This is a genomic window from Ruegeria conchae, assembly GCF_000192475.1.
Taxonomy (GTDB): domain Bacteria; phylum Pseudomonadota; class Alphaproteobacteria; order Rhodobacterales; family Rhodobacteraceae; genus Ruegeria; species Ruegeria conchae.
The window spans coordinates 126,382-143,569 of record NZ_AEYW01000018.1 but is presented as its reverse complement, the minus strand read 5'-3'; the positions used below and the strand labels follow the sequence as shown (position 1 = coordinate 143,569).

Annotated in this window: 15 protein-coding genes and 1 pseudogene; 11 read left to right on the top strand and 5 right to left on the bottom strand. The window is 56.4% G+C overall.

What is annotated here, in order from left to right; genetic code table 11:
* Positions 1 to 4 precede the first annotated feature (4 nt).
* The 5 genes from G7G_RS0117205 to G7G_RS0117185 are packed head-to-tail and all read right to left on the bottom strand — an operon-like array spanning position 5 to position 4,988.
* Complete coding sequence (locus tag G7G_RS0117205; RefSeq protein ID WP_029622127.1) at positions 5 to 748, bottom strand: sugar phosphate isomerase/epimerase family protein; 744 nt, start codon at positions 746 to 748, stop codon at positions 5 to 7.
* A gap of 25 nt (positions 749 to 773) precedes the next feature.
* Positions 774 to 1,862, bottom strand: a complete 1,089-nt coding sequence (locus G7G_RS0117200; RefSeq protein WP_010442691.1) for an ABC transporter ATP-binding protein — start codon at positions 1,860 to 1,862, stop codon at positions 774 to 776.
* Between the two features lie 4 nt (positions 1,863 to 1,866).
* Positions 1,867 to 2,784 (bottom strand): carbohydrate ABC transporter permease, encoded by a 918-nt coding sequence (locus tag G7G_RS0117195; protein WP_010442690.1) that lies wholly within the window; start codon positions 2,782 to 2,784, stop codon positions 1,867 to 1,869.
* Positions 2,777 to 3,700 carry a carbohydrate ABC transporter permease gene (locus G7G_RS0117190; protein ID WP_010442689.1) on the bottom strand — a complete coding sequence of 308 codons (924 nt, stop codon included), beginning with the start codon at positions 3,698 to 3,700 and terminating at the stop codon, positions 2,777 to 2,779. Before G7G_RS0117190 ends, G7G_RS0117195 begins: the two co-directional genes overlap by 8 nt.
* 58 nt (positions 3,701 to 3,758) lie before the next feature.
* Positions 3,759 to 4,988, bottom strand: coding sequence for an ABC transporter substrate-binding protein (locus G7G_RS0117185; RefSeq protein WP_010442688.1), 1,230 nt, complete (start codon positions 4,986 to 4,988; stop codon positions 3,759 to 3,761).
* Between the two features lie 146 nt (positions 4,989 to 5,134).
* Between G7G_RS0117185 and G7G_RS0117180 the strand changes: the two genes are divergently transcribed.
* From G7G_RS0117180 to G7G_RS0117125, 11 genes and pseudogenes are all read left to right on the top strand, one after another.
* On the top strand, positions 5,135 to 6,169 hold the full coding sequence (locus G7G_RS0117180; RefSeq protein WP_029622126.1) for a LacI family transcriptional regulator: 1,035 nt from the start codon (positions 5,135 to 5,137) through the stop codon (positions 6,167 to 6,169).
* Positions 6,170 to 6,193: 24 nt separating this feature from the next.
* Positions 6,194 to 7,249: a sugar phosphate isomerase/epimerase family protein gene (locus G7G_RS0117175; RefSeq protein ID WP_010442686.1), complete on the top strand. Its 1,056-nt coding sequence runs from the start codon at positions 6,194 to 6,196 to the stop codon at positions 7,247 to 7,249.
* Positions 7,246 to 8,355: a Gfo/Idh/MocA family protein gene (locus G7G_RS0117170; protein ID WP_010442685.1), complete on the top strand. Its 1,110-nt coding sequence runs from the start codon at positions 7,246 to 7,248 to the stop codon at positions 8,353 to 8,355. The genes G7G_RS0117175 and G7G_RS0117170 overlap by 4 nt, the downstream gene beginning before the upstream one ends.
* Positions 8,330 to 10,138 (top strand): IlvD/Edd family dehydratase, encoded by a 1,809-nt coding sequence (locus G7G_RS0117165; RefSeq protein ID WP_010442684.1) that lies wholly within the window; start codon positions 8,330 to 8,332, stop codon positions 10,136 to 10,138. The genes G7G_RS0117170 and G7G_RS0117165 overlap by 26 nt, the downstream gene beginning before the upstream one ends.
* Before the next feature lie 33 nt (positions 10,139 to 10,171).
* Entirely contained in the window at positions 10,172 to 11,092 is a 921-nt protein-coding gene (locus tag G7G_RS0117160; RefSeq protein WP_010442683.1) for a sugar kinase, read from the top strand.
* A gap of 176 nt (positions 11,093 to 11,268) precedes the next feature.
* Positions 11,269 to 11,913: pseudogene (locus G7G_RS23975) on the top strand (IS6 family transposase).
* Positions 11,914 to 11,977: 64 nt separating this feature from the next.
* Positions 11,978 to 12,361: a cupin domain-containing protein gene (locus G7G_RS23290; RefSeq protein WP_010442680.1), complete on the top strand. Its 384-nt coding sequence runs from the start codon at positions 11,978 to 11,980 to the stop codon at positions 12,359 to 12,361.
* Between the two features lie 127 nt (positions 12,362 to 12,488).
* On the top strand, positions 12,489 to 12,959 hold the full coding sequence (locus tag G7G_RS0117145) for a VOC family protein (protein ID WP_010442679.1): 471 nt from the start codon (positions 12,489 to 12,491) through the stop codon (positions 12,957 to 12,959).
* Complete coding sequence (locus tag G7G_RS23285) at positions 12,956 to 13,306, top strand: hypothetical protein (protein ID WP_010442678.1); 351 nt, start codon at positions 12,956 to 12,958, stop codon at positions 13,304 to 13,306. Before G7G_RS0117145 ends, G7G_RS23285 begins: the two co-directional genes overlap by 4 nt.
* Before the next feature lie 130 nt (positions 13,307 to 13,436).
* Positions 13,437 to 14,405, top strand: coding sequence for a carbon-nitrogen hydrolase family protein (locus G7G_RS0117130; protein WP_010442676.1), 969 nt, complete (start codon positions 13,437 to 13,439; stop codon positions 14,403 to 14,405).
* 42 nt (positions 14,406 to 14,447) lie between these two features.
* Positions 14,448 to 17,180, top strand: coding sequence for an aminotransferase class I/II-fold pyridoxal phosphate-dependent enzyme (locus G7G_RS0117125; protein WP_010442675.1), 2,733 nt, complete (start codon positions 14,448 to 14,450; stop codon positions 17,178 to 17,180).
* Positions 17,181 to 17,188 lie beyond the last annotated feature (8 nt).

The following is a 17,188-nucleotide window of genomic DNA, read 5'->3' as shown; positions in this document are numbered from 1 at the left end:
ATCCTCAAAGGGCTTGTACGGTTGCCAGCGAACGCGACGCGAAACGGTGGTGGTCGTTCGGGTTGTCGTGTTCGATGACATAACGAGAGACGCCGGCGCCCTGAAGCGCGCCGTGGATCGCGGTCCAGTCCATGACCCCATAACCCACATCGGCCCAACCGTCTTCGTCAACACAGTCGCCTTGCGGTGCAAGGTCCTTGATATGCGCCGAATGTATCTGATCGCCGTAGGTTCGGATGAGGTGAACCGGGTCCAGCCCGGCGCGTACGACCCAGCCGAGATCAAGCTCGAGCTTCAGATCGGGCGAGGCCCCGGCGATGATGTCCAGCGGTGTTACGCCATCACCCAGATCGACCAGTTCGAAATCGTGATTGTGCCAGCCGAAGATCAGCCCGGCCTTTTGCAGTGGTTTGCCGGCTGCTACCAGACGTTCGGCAAATACTTCCCAACCGGCGCGATCCGTCGGGCGGTCTTCGGCATCTAGAAAGGGTGCGAACACCGCTTCGGCTCCAACAGCCTGGGCGAGATCAATCGCAGCGCCCGGGTCGCGTTCAAGGTCGGCGAGGCCGTAGTGCAATGTGGGCATGTTCAGCCCCGCCGTTGCGAGGTCTTCCGTGAGCGAAGGTGCCTGGGCGAACAGGGCACCATATCCTTCGACCTCGTTAAATCCTGTTGCGTAAAGCATGGCGAGCGTGTCCAGCAGGGGCCAGTTTCGCGAACCGTAAAGCTGATATGAAATAGCAGGCATGATATTTCCTTTCATCTGACGCGGATTACAACCGCGTCTCGGTCACGGCATCAAACAGCGAAGCCCGTGAAGTATCGAAACCAATTCGCAGGCGATCGCCTTCGGTCACGCGGCTAAGCCCATCCATGCGGAACCGTAAATTGAGTGACCCAAGGGTGGAGTGTACCAGAGTGTCCGAACCCAGTTTCTCGACGATCTGAACTTCGACCTCTGCCTGTGCTGCAGCAGTCTCAACCGCGTCGCCGGTCAGAACATGTTCGGGGCGAATACCGATGGCAACGGGTCCGGCGTGGTGGTCTGTTCTTTCGAATTCGTAGCCGTCCAGCGGCAGCGACAGGTCGTGTCCGGCGAAATGGCCATTGTCGATGCGGCCTTCGATCATGTTCATTGCCGGGCTGCCGATGAAACCTGCGACATAGATGTTTTGTGGCCGGTTGTAGATTTCGTCCGGGCTGCCCAATTGCATGATTTTGCCCCCTTTCATGATGGCAATCCGGTCCGCAAGTGTCATCGCTTCGACCTGATCATGCGTCACATAGATCATGGTGTTCTTGAGCTGCTGATGCAGACGTTTGAGTTCAACTCGCAGATCGGTGCGCAGCTTGGCGTCAAGGTTCGAGAGCGGCTCGTCAAACAGGAACACATCGACATCACGTACCAGTGCCCGGCCGATGGCGACGCGCTGGCGCTGACCGCCGGACAATGCGCCCGGCTTGCGTTTGAGCAAAGGTTCGATCTGCAATATCTCGGCGGCCCGCGCCACGCGCTTGGCGATCTCATCTCTGGCAACGCGCGCATTCTTGAGGCCGAAGGACAGGTTTCCTTCGACAGTCATCTGCGGGTACAGCGCATAAGACTGAAACACCATGCCGATGCCACGGTCTGATGGCTCCTTCCAGGTTACGTTCTGACCTTTGATGAAAATCTGCCCGTCGGTCACGTCTAGCAGCCCGGCGATACAGTTCAACAGGGTGGATTTGCCACAACCGGACGACCCCAGCAGCACAAGAAACTCGCCTTCATGGATGTCGATGTTCAGCTCTTGCAGAACTTTGACTTCGCCAAAGTGCAGGTCCAGATCGCGGACTTCGACGGAATGGGAATTAATGTTCATAGGGTCAACCTTTCACGGCGCCGGCGGCGATGCCGCGTACGAAGAGTTTGCCGGAAACAAAGTAGATGACGAGAGGGACAAGGCCGGTCAGTAACGTCGCGGCCATGTTGACGTTGTATTCCTTGATGCCCTGGACCGAGTTCACGATGTTGTTCAGCTGCACCGTCATGGGGTAAGTTTCGGGCTTTGTATAAATCACGCCGAACAAGAAGTCGTTCCAGATGCCGGTGACCTGCAGGATCATCGCGACCACGAAAATCGGGATCGACATGGGCAGCATCACCCGGAAATAGACGCCCCAGAACCCAGCACCGTCGACGCGGGCGGCCTTGAACAGCTCTTCCGGCAGCGAGGTGAAGTAGTTTCGGAACAGCAAGGTCAGGATCGGCATCCCAAACACCGTGTGCACCAGAACCAGCCCCCAGAGCGAGCCCATCAACCCGATCTCCCGCAGGATGATCACGATGGGATAGAGCATGGTCTGATAGGGGATGAAGGCCCCGATGATCAGGATGGTAAAGAACACTTCGGACCCTTTGAACCGCCAGTTGGCAAGCGCGTAGCCGTTCACGCTTGCAATCGAAATAGACAGGATAAGCGATGGGATCAGGATCTTCACCGAATTTCCGAACCCACGGCTCAGGCCATCGCAGTTGATGCCCGTGCAGGCCTCTGCCCAGGCCTTTACCCAGGGCTCAAAAGTGATTTCGACAGGTGGCGCAAAGATATTGCCCAACCGGATTTCCGGCATCCCCTTCAGCGAGGTTACGATCATCACGTAGAGCGGTAGCAGGTAGTAGATCGAAACCAGCAGCAACGTGCCATAGAGGAATATGTTGCGGCGCGAGAGACGCGATTTCGGCTTGCTGCCGCGCGGGCCTTCCAGAATCCGTCCAGCGGTTGGGGATGTCGCATCAACCACGTTTCTTTCCTCCGAATTCCAGATAAGCCCACGGGACCAGCACGATGATGACCGACAGCAACATCATGGTTGAGGCAGCAAAGCCTTGCGCAAGGTTCTGCGCTTCGAACATGTAGTTGATGACGTATTTGGCCGGGACTTCGGATGCGATGCCCGGGCCGCCATTGGTCTGCGCGACCACAAGATCGTAAAGCTTGATGATGCCGCTGGCGATGATGACCAAGGCGGTCACGAAAACAGGGCGCATCATTGGGATGATCACGCGGACATAGGTTTTGGTGATGCCGATGCCATCGACACGTGCGGCTTTCCAAATGTCTTCATCTATTCCGCGCAGGCCGGCCAGCATAATGACCATTACAAAGCCGGTGCCCTGCCAGAGACCTGCGATCAGGATGCCGAAGATAACGATATCCGGATCGTTGAGCGGGTCGAAAGTAAAGCTCTCCCAACCCATGTTGCGCACAACGCCCTGAATGCCGAAATCGGGGTTCAGGATCCATTGCCAGGCCAGACCGGTAACGATGAAGGACAGGGCGAAAGGATATAGAAAGATGGTGCGAAACGCGCCCTCGAACCGAATCTTGCGATCCAGAAGGGCCGCGAGGGTAAAACCCAAGACCATGGTCAGAACCAGTGAGCAGACACCATAGATCAATAGGTTTTCGACCGAAATGATCCAGCGGTTGCTGTTCCAGAGCCGTTCATATTGATCCAGTCCAACAAAGTCCCACTTTGGCAGCAGGCGAGACTTGGTGAAGGAATGTGCGACTGTCCACGCCGTGCCGCCGACAAACACCACAAGTGCCGTGAGGATCATCGGGATCGAGGCGAATTTGGCGCTTAGGTTGCGAAACAGTTGTTTTGGACGGCGTACCGGGTTGTCGGATACGCGTGCGGTATCTGCAAGTGTCATGGGTAACCCCGTTAAGGGTCAGGGCGCGGGGGGAGTAGCGCGCCCCGACATGTCAGGCTCAGTCGGCAGACGCGATAATCGACGCGTACCGGGCCTGTGCATCTTCGGCGGTCATGTCCGAAGCCCAGAACTCGGCCATCAGATCCTTGATCTGAGTTTGAGTGTCTGCGGACAGAGTTTGGTCCGCATTGGGCAACACGCCACCCGCTGCAAGGATCGCAAGACCCTTCTGCATACAGTCATTTGCCGTCGACAGATCAATGTCACCCCGGACGGGCAGCGAACCTTTTGCCAGATTGAAGGCGACCTGTGCCTCTTTCGAGATCAGGATCGAGGCCATCTCAAGCTGTGCAGCTTTTACATCGGGGTCGTCGACGACGGGGAAATAGAACGCGTCACCACCGGTGTCGATGACCTGGTTCAGGCCCAGACCTGGCAGGCAGGTGTAGTCTTCGCCTGCCACTTGACCAGCTACGGCAAACTCGCCTTGAGCCCAGTCACCCATGATCTGTCCACCCGCTTTGCCGGTGATCACCATGTTGGTGGCAAGATTCCAGTCCTGCACGTTGCTGTTGCGCGCCAGTTCGCGGGCATTAGCCGAAGCCTGGAACACCTTGGCATATTCCGGTCCGCCGGCTACGTCGGCATCCTTTTCGACGACAACTTTGCTCCAGGTGTCGATCCCGACCACACTGATTGACAATGCGCCGAACGCGATCGCCTGCTGCCAGCCTTGCTGACCCTGTGCCATCGGCACCAATCCGGCTTCTTCCAGCTTGGGTGCGGCGGCGACGAATTCGAACCAGTCCTTTGGTACCTCAATACCGGCCTGTTCAAAGGCGTCGTGGCTGAGCCACAGCCATTGGGTCGAGTGAATGTTCACCGGAACGCAGTAAATGCGCCCCTCGTAGGTGCAGCCCTCTAGCAGGGACGAAGGATAAACGAAGTCTTTCCAACCTTCGGCCTCGGCCAGATCGGTGAGGTCCGTCATCAGGCCTGCTTCGATCAGTTCTTCCGCCTGACGGCCATGGTTCAGCTGTGTCGCTGCCATTGGATCACCGCCCAGGATGCGACTGATGATGATTGGACGCGCCGTGCCGCCGGATCCGGCGATCGCGCCGTCTACCCAGTTATGCGCCGTCTTTTCATTTACGGCCTTGGCGAATTCCGAAACAGCAACCGCTTCACCTCCGGATGTCCACCAATGTGTCACCTCAAGATCGGCAGCACTCAACGCGCTAGCGCTAATAAATGCTGCAGTGGTTGCCAGTGCGGCTTTGATCTTCATTGCATTTTCCTCCCAACTAAATCGTTGTAGATTTTTCTATAACGTTTTAGATTGAGCTTGCAACAGTTTTCTTTCTGGATAGATTTGACGCCATCAGATATCGCCCTGCAGTTCTGATCGGCCTCAGTAAAGCGAAGGTAAAAACGATGAAAAACAAAAGCCCTGCGCCCAGATCAAGCTCTCGGAAGCCGACCCTCAAGACCATTTCGGAAGTGAGTGGAATGGCTGTTCCCACCGTTTCGCGTGCATTGGCGGATGCGCCTGATATCAGCGAATCAACCAAGAAAAAGATTCGTCAAATCGCCAAGGAACTTGGTTATGTCCCGAACCGCGCTGGCGTTGGTCTGAGGACCGGACGCACCAATGTGATCTCACTGGTGATGTCGACTGAACGCGAAATGATGAATGTCACTGCGCGCCTGTTATCGTCGATCGGGGTGTCCCTTCGTGAGACCCCTTATCATCTGAACGTGATTCCGATCCTGCCCGATGATGATCCAATGGAGTCGGTGCGATATATCGTTGAAAATCAGACAGCCGATGGCATTATCTTCAATCAGGTCCGGATCGAGGACCCGCGCGCAAGATACCTTATGGACCGCAAGTTTCCCTTTGCCACCCATGGGCGCACCAAGTGGGCAGGGCAACATGCTTATTACGATTTCGACAATTTCACCTATGCGCGGCTGGGGGTTGATGAACTTGTACGCAAGGGGCGTCGAAACCTTGTGTTGGTCGCCCCTCCGCTTGACCAGAACTATGCATTGGAGATGGTGAACGGGGCAAAGGTGGCTGCTGAAAAGCAGGGTGTGAATCTGCATGTTGCACAACAGGTGCACAGCGATGCCACCACATTCGAAACCCGTGAATGGGCGACGCGAAAGATGGCTGCAGACCCCAAGATAGACGGATTCATATGCGCCTCGACCAACGCGACCATGGCGGTTGTGGCTGGAATGGAAAGCCTGGATTTCCGGGTTGGGCGCGATTTCGACATCGTGTCGAAAGAGGCCATTCCAATGCTGCAATTTGTGCGCCCCGAGATCATTGTGGTGCACGAGAACGTGGATACGACCGGAGCATTTCTGGCCAAGGCCACAATTCAGGCGATCCAGAACCCCGATATTTCACCCATGCAATGTCTGGAAGTGCCCGACCGTAGCGCCCTTCACAGCCTTTGACGTTCGAACATCAAGGAGACCGACTTGAGCACTCAGATCAAAGGGCCAGCTCTGTTTCTGGCGCAATTCGCGGCGGATGACGCGCCATTCAACTCACTTGCTGAAATCGCAGCCTGGGCCGCCGGGCTTGGATACAAAGGGGTTCAGATACCGACCTTTGAGGCGCGTCTTTTTGATTTGGACAAGGCAGCGGACAGCCAGGCCTATTGCGATGAAGTCAAAGGCATTTGCGCGGATGCCGGGGTCGAGATCACCGAACTGTCGACCCATCTGCAAGGCCAATTGGTCGCGGTAAACCCGGCCTATGACGCAGCCTTTGATGCCTTCGCACCGGAAGACTGTCGCGGTAACCCGGCCAAGCGTCAGGCATGGGCGGTGGACCAGATGAAAAAAGCTGCGATTGCGAGCGAGCGGCTCGGCCTCAATCATACTGTCAGCTTTACCGGCTCTTTGGCTTTTCCGTTTCTATACCCGTGGCCACAGCGGCCCGACGGGCTGATCGAGGAAGCCTTTGCCGAGCTTGGCCGCCGGTGGACCCCGATCCTGAACCACTATTCTGATCACGGGCAGGACATAGGATTCGAAATCCATCCGGGCGAGGATGTGTTTGACGGCGCAACGTTTGAGATGTTTGTCGATGCCTGCGGTGGACACGAGGCGGCGATGATCAACTATGATCCGAGCCATTTCCTGTTGCAGCAGTTGGATTATCTGGCGTTCATCGATCTCTACCATGACCGCATCAACGCATTTCATGTTAAAGACGCCGAGTTCAATCCGGACGGGCGGCAAGGTGTGTATTCTGGCTATCAGGGATGGGTAAACCGCGCCGGCCGGTTCCGATCGCTTGGCGACGGCCAGGTGGATTTCGCCGGGATCTTCTCGAAACTGACCCAATACGGCTATGACGGCTGGGCGGTTCTGGAATGGGAATGCTGCATTAAATCCCCCAAACAGGGCGCGGCCGAGGGCGCGCCGTTTATTAAGAAACACCTGATCGAGGTCACACAGAAAGCCTTTGACGACTTCGCCGGTGGCGAGCGGGATGAGGCAATGATCAAGGGGATGCTGGGGCTATGACACGTTTGAAACTGGGCATGGTTGGCGGCGGGCAGGGGGCTTTTATCGGCGCGGTGCACCGTATTGCGTCCCGTATTGACGGTCGGTTTGAACTTGTTGCTGGGGCTCTGTCCTCGGACCCGGATCGGGCGGCGGCCAGTGCCGCTGAACTTGGGATCGCATCGAGCCGGTCTTATGCCTCTTACGAGGATATGGCAACGGCCGAGGCTGCCCGCCCGGATGGGATTGATGCGGTTGCCATCGTGACCCCCAACCACATGCATGCTGGTCCCAGCGCTGCGTTTCTGAATGCGGGTATCCACGTGATTTGCGACAAACCTCTTGCTGCCAGCAACGAGGAAGCTGATGCGATTAAGGCTGCGGCCGAAACCAGCAAGGCCCGGTTCTTTCTGACCCACAACTACACTGGTTACCCGCTGATCCGGCAGGCCCGCGCCATGGTTGCGCGCAGTGATTTGGGGCAAATCAGGTTGGTACAGGCGGAATATGCGCAAGACTGGTTGACCGAACCGCTGGAACAGGACGGTCACAAGCAGGCCGGTTGGCGCACCGATCCGACCCGATCCGGGGCTGGAGCAATTGGTGACATCGGTACTCATGCGTTCAATCTGGCCAATTTTGTTACCGGACAAAAGGTTCAGGTGCTGTCTGCGGATCTGCAAAGCTTTGGCGCTGGCCGAAAGGTGGACGACAATGCACATATCCTGCTGCGATACGAAGGCGGCGCGCGGGGAATGCTTTGGGCCAGTCAGGTGGCGGTGGGCTGCGAAAACGGTCTGCGCCTGCGCATCTATGGCGACAAAGGTGGGCTCGAATGGGCACAGGAGAACCCCAACCATATGAGCTACACGCGCTTTGGCGAACCGAAACAGATCCTGACCCGGGGTGGGGCCGGAACGGGCCCGGATTGGACCCGCATCCCGCCAGGACATCCTGAAGGGTATTTGGAAGGTTTTGCAACGCTCTACAATGACATCGCCGATGTGATTTCCTCGGGCACCGATAATGCGCTGATCCCGAATTTGCAGGACGGTCTGGACGGGATGTGGTTTATAGCGGCGGCCCAATCTTCGTCCGCCAATGACGGCGCATGGGTGGGGCGGTGACATGACCAAGCTTCGCTCGCGTGAGTGGTTCAACAATCCCGATGATCCCGAGATGACGGCTCTTTATCTGGAGCGATACCTGAATTACGGGCTGACACTGGAAGAATTGAGGTCCGACAAACCGATCATCGCGATCGCCCAGACCGGCAGCGACCTTTCACCCTGCAACCGTCATCATCTTGAGCTCGCGCAGCGCACGCGCGAGGCCATTCGAACCGCTGGCGGTATTGCGCTGGAAGTTCCGGTGCATCCGATTCAGGAGACCGGAAAACGCCCAACCGCCATGCTGGACCGGAACTTGGCATATCTGGGACTAGTGGAAACACTGTTTGGCTATCCTATTGATGGGGTTGTGCTAACCATTGGATGCGACAAGACAACGCCTGCGCTGTTAATGGCTGCGGCGACCGTAAATGTTCCTGCGATCGCGCTGTCAGTCGGGCCAATGCTGAATGGGTGGTACAAGGGTGAACGGGCCGGGTCGGGAAGTGTTATCTGGCAGGCGCGGCAACAACTGGCGGCAGGTGAAATCGACGCAGAAGAGTTTCTTGTGCTTGCCGCCTCATCCGCCCCTTCGGTTGGCTATTGCAATACAATGGGAACTGCATCCACCATGAACTCGCTCGCCGAGGTGCTGGGTATGCAACTTCCGGGTTGTGCCGCCATACCCGCGCCGTATCGGGAACGTGGGCAAATGGCCTACTACACTGGTTTGCGCATTGTCGAAATGGTGCGAGAGGATTTGCGTCCGAGCAAGATCATGACCCGCGAAGCGTTCGAGAATGCCATCGTCATCAACTCTGCGCTGGGGGGGTCGACCAACGCGCCGATTCACCTGAATGCAATTGCCCGTCATCTGTGTATCGAGTTGACCAATGAGGATTGGGAAAGGCTGGGTCACGCCATTCCGCTATTGGCCAATATTCAGCCCTCAGGCCAGTATCTGGGTGAGGACTTTTTCCGCGCTGGTGGTGTGCCCGCTGTTGTCGCTGAGCTAATGCGCGCAGGATTGCTGCCGAATCCGGATGCGATCTGCGCCAACGGTAAGACGCTCGCCCAAAACAACTCAGGGATTGAGGCCGCAGACGCCGATGTCATTCGCTCAGTGGAAAACCCTCTTTTGCAGGATGCCGGTTTTCTCAATCTGAAGGGCAATCTGTTTGACAGCGCCATTATGAAAACCTCGGTCATCGGTGATGCCTTTCGCCGGCGCTATCTCTGCGATCCAAACGATCCGAATGCGTTTGAAGGGCGCGCCGTCGTATTTGACGGGCCAGAGGTATTTCACGAAACCATCGACGATCCGAACCTTGAAATCGATGAAAATTGCATTCTGGTGATGCGGGGTGCAGGGCCTATTGGATATCCGGGCGGTGCTGAAGTGGTAAACATGCGACCGCCGTCCTACCTCATCAAACAAGGTATTCACTCCCTTCCCTGTATCGGGGATGGACGGCAATCGGGAACATCCGGTTCCGCTTCAATCCTGAACGCTTCACCCGAGGCAGCCGATGGCGGTGGTCTCGCAATATTGCAGACCGGAGATCGGGTGCGGGTAGATCTGAACAATCGGGCGGTCAATGTATTGATCGCCGATGAAGAACTGGCTGACCGACGAAGGACGCTGGAAAACGCGGGAGGCTTCAAGGCCCCAGCAAGCCAAACCCCATGGCAGCAAATGTTCCGAGACTCTGTTCAACCCTTTTCGGAAGGCATGGTGCTGAGGCAGGCACCTAAATTTCAGGACATCGAACGAAAGTTCGCCCTCAGACACAATCACTGATGCAAAGCAATGTTCCGGTAAGGAGTACGGCCAATGAAATCTTTGAAAGTCGCCTGCATCGGTGAAGTCATGATGGAACTGGTTGCCACTACCATTCCCGGTACAGCCAGAATCGGAGTTGCGGGTGACGTGCTAAACACAGCGATCTATTTACGCCGCACCTTGCCTGCCAAACACAGTGTCAGTCTTGTCAGTCTGCTGGGAAGCGACCACTTCTCTGACGAAATCTCTCGATTTGTTCAGGCGGAGGGAATTGGCATCAACGATTTGGGAAGGATTGAAGGTCGATTGCCCGGTGTCTATACTATCGCAACAGATCCATCCGGAGAGCGCAGTTTCCAATACTGGCGCCATCAATCCGTCGCGCGTCTGCTCTTTCAGCAGAATGAACGTCATCCATTTCAGTCCCTCGAAAAATATGACGTTGTCTACGCCTCGGCAATCACACTTGCGATTCTAGATGAGAAAATCCGTCACGCCTTTCTAAATTGGTTGCCAACTTATCGCTCAATGGGTGGAAAGTTTGTTTTCGACAGCAACTATCGCCGGTCATTGTGGCCATCAAAGAGCGTTGCTTTGACCGCGGTCGAAGCTGCTTGGCGACAATGTGACATTGCTTTGCCCTCGTTGGATGATGAGTTGACCCTGTTTGACGAGATTTCAGAACATCAGGTTGTCAAACGCTTCCAGACATATGGTATCGAAAATGGGGCTCTGAAACGTGGTCATCGAGGTCCGCTATGCTTGAAAGGCCCGCAACCAGATAAGCAGTTCCAAGCGGTGGACAAAGTGGTCGACACAACTGCGGCGGGAGATGGTTTTAATGGTGGTTTTCTGGGCCGTTTTCTGCAGACCGGAGATACTAGCGTAGCCATGAAGTACGGGCATTCACTCGCGTCGCAGATCGTGATGCATTCGGGGGCGATTATTCCAAAAGAATCTCAACCGGCTTGAGTTCTCGCCCAGAGGTCAAAAAGGCTGTGTCCCTGCAGAACATCAATTGACGGCAAGGTATTGTCAGAAGAACTTGGCTTGAGGCGGGCAGGGGTCTTGCGTAGCTTTTGCCCATAACCAATCTTGCCTCTTTTAAGTACTTCGAAACCAGCCCCGAGATCATCCGCCTTGCGGTGATGTTGTACATCCGGTTCCCGCTCTCGCTTCGGAATGTCGAAGATCTGTTGCACGAGCGAGGCATCGACGTGAGTCACGAAACTGTCCGGTATTGGTGGAACAGGTTTGGCCCAGTGTTTGCTTCTGAGATCCGAAGAAAGCGTGTTCAGCACTTGAGAGCATTTTCCAAATGGAAGTGGCACGTGGACGAGGTTTTCGTGAAGGTGAACGGCAAGCGTCTTTATCTTTAGCGGGCCGTCGATCACGAAGGCGAGGTGCTGGAAGCCGTTGTCACCAAACACCGAAACAAGCAGGCCGCATTGAAATTCCTCAAGAAATTGATGAAGCCACACGGCAAAGCGGAAACCGTCGTCACGGATCGCTTCGCCTCATAGGGAGCCGCGCTCAGAGAGCTGGGCGCTACCGAAAAACAAAGGACGGGTAGGTGGCTCAACAACCGCGTCGAGAACTCGCACCTGCCGTTTCGACGACGCGAACGCGCCATGCAACGTTTCAGGCGCATGCGAAGTTTGCAGAAATTCGCTTCCGTCCATTCCTCCGTATACAACCACTTCGACCAGGAAAGATCGCTAGCAAGCCGAGACACCTTCAAGCTGACCCGCGCCGCCGCTCTCGCCGAGTGGCGCGGTCTTTGTGCCGAATAAAGGGCAGCTCTACTGGCCTAGCAGAGACTGGTTCAAATTCGTCTGACAGCACCTCCCGATCAGCATGTCGGACTTTTTCTCGTTCGAGATCGAAAGTGAGCAGACAGTGTTCTACGCTGCTGAAGAACTGACCAAGATCGGCAGGGGCGGGCTGTCGCTGCGGCAGGTGGGATCGAACCTGCATGCGCGCGCGATGATGATCTTGCAGGAGACCTATGATTTTGGCGCCGACACAGGGCGGGCGATGTATGGCCATGAGTTGGAAGAGGCCGGCGTCGTGATCTCGGGCGGGGTCGAGGTGACGGTGGGCGATCAACGCAAGGTTCTGGGGCCGGCTATGCCTATTACTTCAACAGTCGCACGCCGCACCGGTTCCGGCAGGTCGGCCCCGAAGTCTGCCGGATCATCAGCGCCAGCACACCGCCAACTTTCTGAGCATTTGGAGTGAAAAATCAGCACTATGCATCATAGTGTTGCAGGCCTCGCCGGAATGAGCCACAGTATGGTGCATAGTGCGGGAAATTCCTGCATGTCACTTAGGGCGACCGTCGCCCAATTCGGAGAGGACCGGAATAATGAAGAAGCCTGCCACTCTGCCCCGTGGCTATCGTACCTGCACCGCGTCGCTTGCTGTTGTTGACGTACCCGCAGCGCTGCAGTTCTACGAAAGCGCCTTTGGTGCGAAGGTTCAGTCCTGTGACGTGGAAGAGGCTCCGAGATTTGCCACCATCAAGATTGGCAATTCGATGCTGTTTGTCACCGCCGGTTGGGGTGCGCATGGTCCCGCCGTTTCGGGCACGGTCACACCGGTTGGACATCACATGTATCTCGAAGACACTGACGCGACCCTCGCGACAGCGCTGGAAAATGGCGCCCGCCTGATTGCCGAGGCGACCGATACCTATTGGGGTGAACGCTGCTCTACAATCGCCGATCCCTTCGGCCATGTCTGGACGCTTGCGACCCGTATCGAAAACCTCAAACCGGCGGAGATTAGTGAACGGCGTAAGGCGTTGCTCGACGCCGTACAGACCGAGGCTGCATGAGCGTCGCCCCGTTCCCGACTTTCACGATCCGTCAAAACGATCTGGCGATTCTTGCTGCTGAAAACCGCATCGGAGATTACCCTGTCGCTGTGCGCACAGCGCGCGAGGTGGTCAGCGGCGGCTTTGCCAACCACTCGACGCATCCCAACACCTGGACGGTGTATTTTCTGGTCGATAGCCAATGGGCGTTGGTCGAATCCACCCGCGGTCTTCGGCGGGAATGGTCCAGCCTGGACCGCCTTGAAAAATGGCTGCGCAGTTGTGGCTTTCGGTTCTTCTGGGTCCGCAACGATATCGATTTTGTGGAAACACTGACAGAGGATGCAGCCGAGGAAGAGGCTCTATGACGCCGGAATCTTCCAAAACAATTGGCCTGAGGACAGCAGGCTTGCGTGAATACACGATTTTGTGTTCCGATGAAGAGCGCCGGATCATAGCGGCGGTCGCAATCGGCGAGAAAATGAGAAGAAACGAAATATGACCCCCTTTGCGATAACCGGAATCCAGATGCATGTCGGCGCGCTGCAGTCGAATGTCGACGCTATGTTGCATCGGATCGACATCATGATGGCTCGGTTCCCCTGGACCCAGATGGCCTTGTTCAGCGAGCTGGCGCCTCATGGTCCGCTTGACCGGTTTGCCCAACCCTTTCCCAATGACGACCTGTCGCGCTTTCAGGACGCGGCGCGGCGTTACGGGATCTGGCTGATCCCTGGCTCGATGTTCGAGAAACGCGAGGATGGGCGGATCTATAACACTTCCGTGGTGATCAACCCGGATGGTGAGATCGTTTCGAAATACTCCAAGATGTTCCCGTTCAAGCCTTATGAACAAAACATCGCCTCAGGCACCGAGTTCTGCATATTCGACGTGCCGGAAGTGGGCCGGTTTGGCCTGTCGATCTGCTATGATATCTGGTTCCCCGAAACAACACGGCACCTGACTTCTCAGGGGGTTGAGGTTCTTTTGCATCCGGTCCTGACTGGCACAACCGACCGCGAGGCCGAGCTATCGATTGCCAAGGCAACCGCGGCGCAATTCCAATGCTATGTGTTTGACGTGAACGGTTTGGCCGCTGGGGGCGTAGGCCGCTCGCTGGTCGTTGATCCTTCGGCCACTGTGCTGCACCAATCGGCAGGGCAAGAGGACATCTTCCCCATCGAGATCGATCTGGATCAGGTCCGTCGTCAACGCGAAGTTGGACTGAAAGGTCTGGGGCAGGTTCTCAAGAGTTTCCGTGACCGCGAGGCGGACTTTCCGGTTTATGACCGTACCAGCGGGGCGGATGCTTATCTGCATACGCTGGGCCCACTGCGTATTCCGCAAAAAGGCGACGTTGCGGGTGTCGCTGCATCCGACCCCAGAACGGCGCTGGGATATAAAGAAGACGCCGCAACCAAGCCCGACAATCTGTATCTCTACAAAGGGCGCTCCGGCACAGACTGATACCAGCCCAACTTTTCGGTATCGGCAGAAAGGAAAAACTTCATGCACGGCATTTCCGATAGCGAAAAGCTCCACACTATCTCGGACTACTACAGCGCCTCACAGCTGAGAGCAGACCGATGGAGCGCGCTGCGGGAAACGGCCGAATCTCTGGATCAAAGTGCAAGTGACAAGGATCGAGACCGCGCGCGGCAATTGTTGCAGGCGCTGGCCCCGATCGAGGTGTATTTCGCTTTTCCAGGCGGGTCGGCCTTCGACTACCTGCGTCGGTTGTTGGATCATGGCAACTTTGGCGATTTCTCAACCGCCGTGCGCCGGGTGTCGCGTGCGCTTACATCGGGGGCGTATCGTCGCCGCTCGATCCCCCTGATCGCGGATGAAACCGAAGGCGATGAGTTCGAGGACGAAGCGGCCCAAAGCCACGAGGCGCGCGCGCTGGGGCGGCCCTATTTCGAAGTGATGATCGTCGACAACGTCAACGAACATCAGGAACGCTTCCTGCAAACCAGCTTGCAACGGATGCGCCGCAGCGAAGACCAGTTCATATATGAAACCGTTGTGGTTCCTAGTGTCGAGGACGCGTTGATCGGGGTTCTGTTCAATCAGAACGTTCAGGCTGTGATCGTCCGCCCGGGCCTGAGCCTGAAATCCAAGAACGAAACCAATGTTTTGGGCCGCTATATCAGCCTCTATGGCGAGGGCGCCGATCTTGATGCGCTGTCGCCCTCGGAATACGGACCAGAAACCTGCCGCCGGATCGGTATGCTTCGTCCCGAGTTGGATGCCTATTTGATCACTGACCGCTCGGCGGAAGATATCGCCGGTCTTGATCTGGGCCTGTGCCGGCGGGTGTTCTACAATCAGGAAGACTTTCTGGAACTGCACCTGAACATCCTGCGGGGGGTGCAACGAAGGTACAAGACGCCCTTCTTCACAGCGCTCAAGGAATACTCCAAACAGCCCACAGGCGTGTTTCACGCAATGCCGATCAGCCGGGGTAAATCCATCAGCCGCAGCCATTGGATTCAAGACATGGGGGCTTTCTACGGATCGAACATCTTCATGGCTGAAACTTCTGCCACCTCGGGCGGGCTGGATTCGCTGCTGGAACCCAAAGGACCGATAAAGGAGGCGCAAGAAGCCGCCGCTCGCGCGTTTGGCTCTAAACAGACCTTCTTTGCCACCAACGGAACATCGACCTGCAACAAGATCGTGGTGCAGGCGCTGGTCCGGCCCGGTGACATCGTGCTGGTCGACCGTGACTGCCATAAATCACACCATTACGGTATGGTGCTGGCGGGGGCGAGCGTGGTCTACATGGACAGCTACCCGCTGCACGACTACTCGATGTACGGCGCGGTGCCGATCCGTGAAATCAAACATAAACTGCTGGCCTTGCGTGCCGAGGGCAAGCTGGATCGCGTGCGCATGGTGCTGCTGACCAACTGCACCTTTGACGGCATCGTCTATAACGTTCAGCGGGTGATGCAGGAATGTCTGGCGATCAAGAAAGACCTCGTGTTCCTGTGGGATGAAGCGTGGTTCGCCTATGCAAGATTTGCGCCCAACTCACGTGTACGAACCGCAATGCGGTCGGCCAATATTCTGCGCGAACAATTCCGTTCGACAAAACAAGCGGAGGCTTATGAGGCGCAACAGGCGACTCTCGAAGGCGCTGACGATGAGGTATGGCTGAACACACGCCTGATTGCGCCCCCCGATGCGCGGGTCCGGGTTTATGCGACGCAATCAACGCATAAGACGCTGACATCCTTGCGGCAGGGCTCAATGATCCACGTCAATGACCAGCAGTTCAAAGGTGCTGTCGAAGAAGCCTTTCATGAGGCTTATATGACCCACACCTCAACCTCACCCAACTACCAGATCATTGCATCGCTGGACGTGGGCCGCAGGCAGGTTGAGATCGAAGGGTATGAGTTCGTCCAGCGGCAGGTCGAAAGCGCCATGGCAATCCGCCGGGCGGTGACGACGCATCCATTGCTCAAGAAATACTTCCGGCTGGTCACCGCAGGCGACATGATCCCCGAGCAATATCGCGAAAGCGGCATGACCAGCTATTTCGACCCGGATCAGGGCTGGGCCGATGTCTGGGATTGCTGGGCAAAGGATGAGTTCGTTCTGGATGCCACGCGTATCACGCTCCATGTGGGCGCGACCGGCTGGGATGGCGATACCTTCAAGACCAAGATCCTGATGGACAAATACGGCATCCAGATCAACAAAACCTCGCGCAACACCGTGCTGTTCATGACCAATATTGGTACCACGCGCAGTTCGGTCGCCTATCTGATCGAGGTGCTGGTCGAGATCGCCAAGGAACTCGACGATCTGATGGACGATGCGTCCAAGATGGAAAAACGGGCCTTTGAGAAGCGCGTCAGGAACCTGAGCGAACACGTCCCGCCGCTGCCCGATTTCAGCCGGTTCCACGATGCGTTCCGCTGTGAAAAAGGCACTGAGGCAGGCGACATCCGCACAGCGTTTTTCTTGTCTTATGACGAAGACAACTGCGACTATGTCGAGCCCGACAAAGACATGCTGGACCGGCTTGAAACAGGGGAAGAGATGGTCTCGGCCACATTTGTGATCCCTTATCCGCCGGGCTTTCCCATTCTTGTGCCGGGGCAGGTGATCAGTCCTGAAATCCTTAAATTCATGCAGGAACTGGACGTCTCGGAAATCCATGGATTCCGCGCCGATCTGGGCCTGCGCATATTTACCGAAGACGCTTTGAAAACAATTAAGAAATCATAAGGGACTGG

Excerpts from the sequence above, each read along its gene's own strand:
- G7G_RS0117130 (WP_010442676.1), top strand. The coding sequence starts at position 13,437 with ATGACCCCCTTTGCGATAACCGGAATCCAGATGCATGTCGGCGCGCTG.
- G7G_RS0117200 (WP_010442691.1), bottom strand. The coding sequence starts at position 1,862 with ATGAACATTAATTCCCATTCCGTCGAAGTCCGCGATCTGGACCTGCAC.
- G7G_RS0117185 (WP_010442688.1), bottom strand. The coding sequence starts at position 4,988 with ATGAAGATCAAAGCCGCACTGGCAACCACTGCAGCATTTATTAGCGCT.
- G7G_RS0117145 (WP_010442679.1), top strand. The coding sequence starts at position 12,489 with ATGAAGAAGCCTGCCACTCTGCCCCGTGGCTATCGTACCTGCACCGCG.
- G7G_RS0117170 (WP_010442685.1), top strand. The coding sequence starts at position 7,246 with ATGACACGTTTGAAACTGGGCATGGTTGGCGGCGGGCAGGGGGCTTTT.
- G7G_RS23290 (WP_010442680.1), top strand. The coding sequence starts at position 11,978 with ATGTCGGACTTTTTCTCGTTCGAGATCGAAAGTGAGCAGACAGTGTTC.
- G7G_RS0117160 (WP_010442683.1), top strand. The coding sequence starts at position 10,172 with ATGAAATCTTTGAAAGTCGCCTGCATCGGTGAAGTCATGATGGAACTG.
- G7G_RS0117190 (WP_010442689.1), bottom strand. The coding sequence starts at position 3,700 with ATGACACTTGCAGATACCGCACGCGTATCCGACAACCCGGTACGCCGT.
- G7G_RS23285 (WP_010442678.1), top strand. The coding sequence starts at position 12,956 with ATGAGCGTCGCCCCGTTCCCGACTTTCACGATCCGTCAAAACGATCTG.
- G7G_RS0117125 (WP_010442675.1), top strand. The coding sequence starts at position 14,448 with ATGCACGGCATTTCCGATAGCGAAAAGCTCCACACTATCTCGGACTAC.
- G7G_RS0117205 (WP_029622127.1), bottom strand. The coding sequence starts at position 748 with ATGCCTGCTATTTCATATCAGCTTTACGGTTCGCGAAACTGGCCCCTG.
- G7G_RS0117165 (WP_010442684.1), top strand. The coding sequence starts at position 8,330 with ATGACGGCGCATGGGTGGGGCGGTGACATGACCAAGCTTCGCTCGCGT.
- G7G_RS0117180 (WP_029622126.1), top strand. The coding sequence starts at position 5,135 with ATGAAAAACAAAAGCCCTGCGCCCAGATCAAGCTCTCGGAAGCCGACC.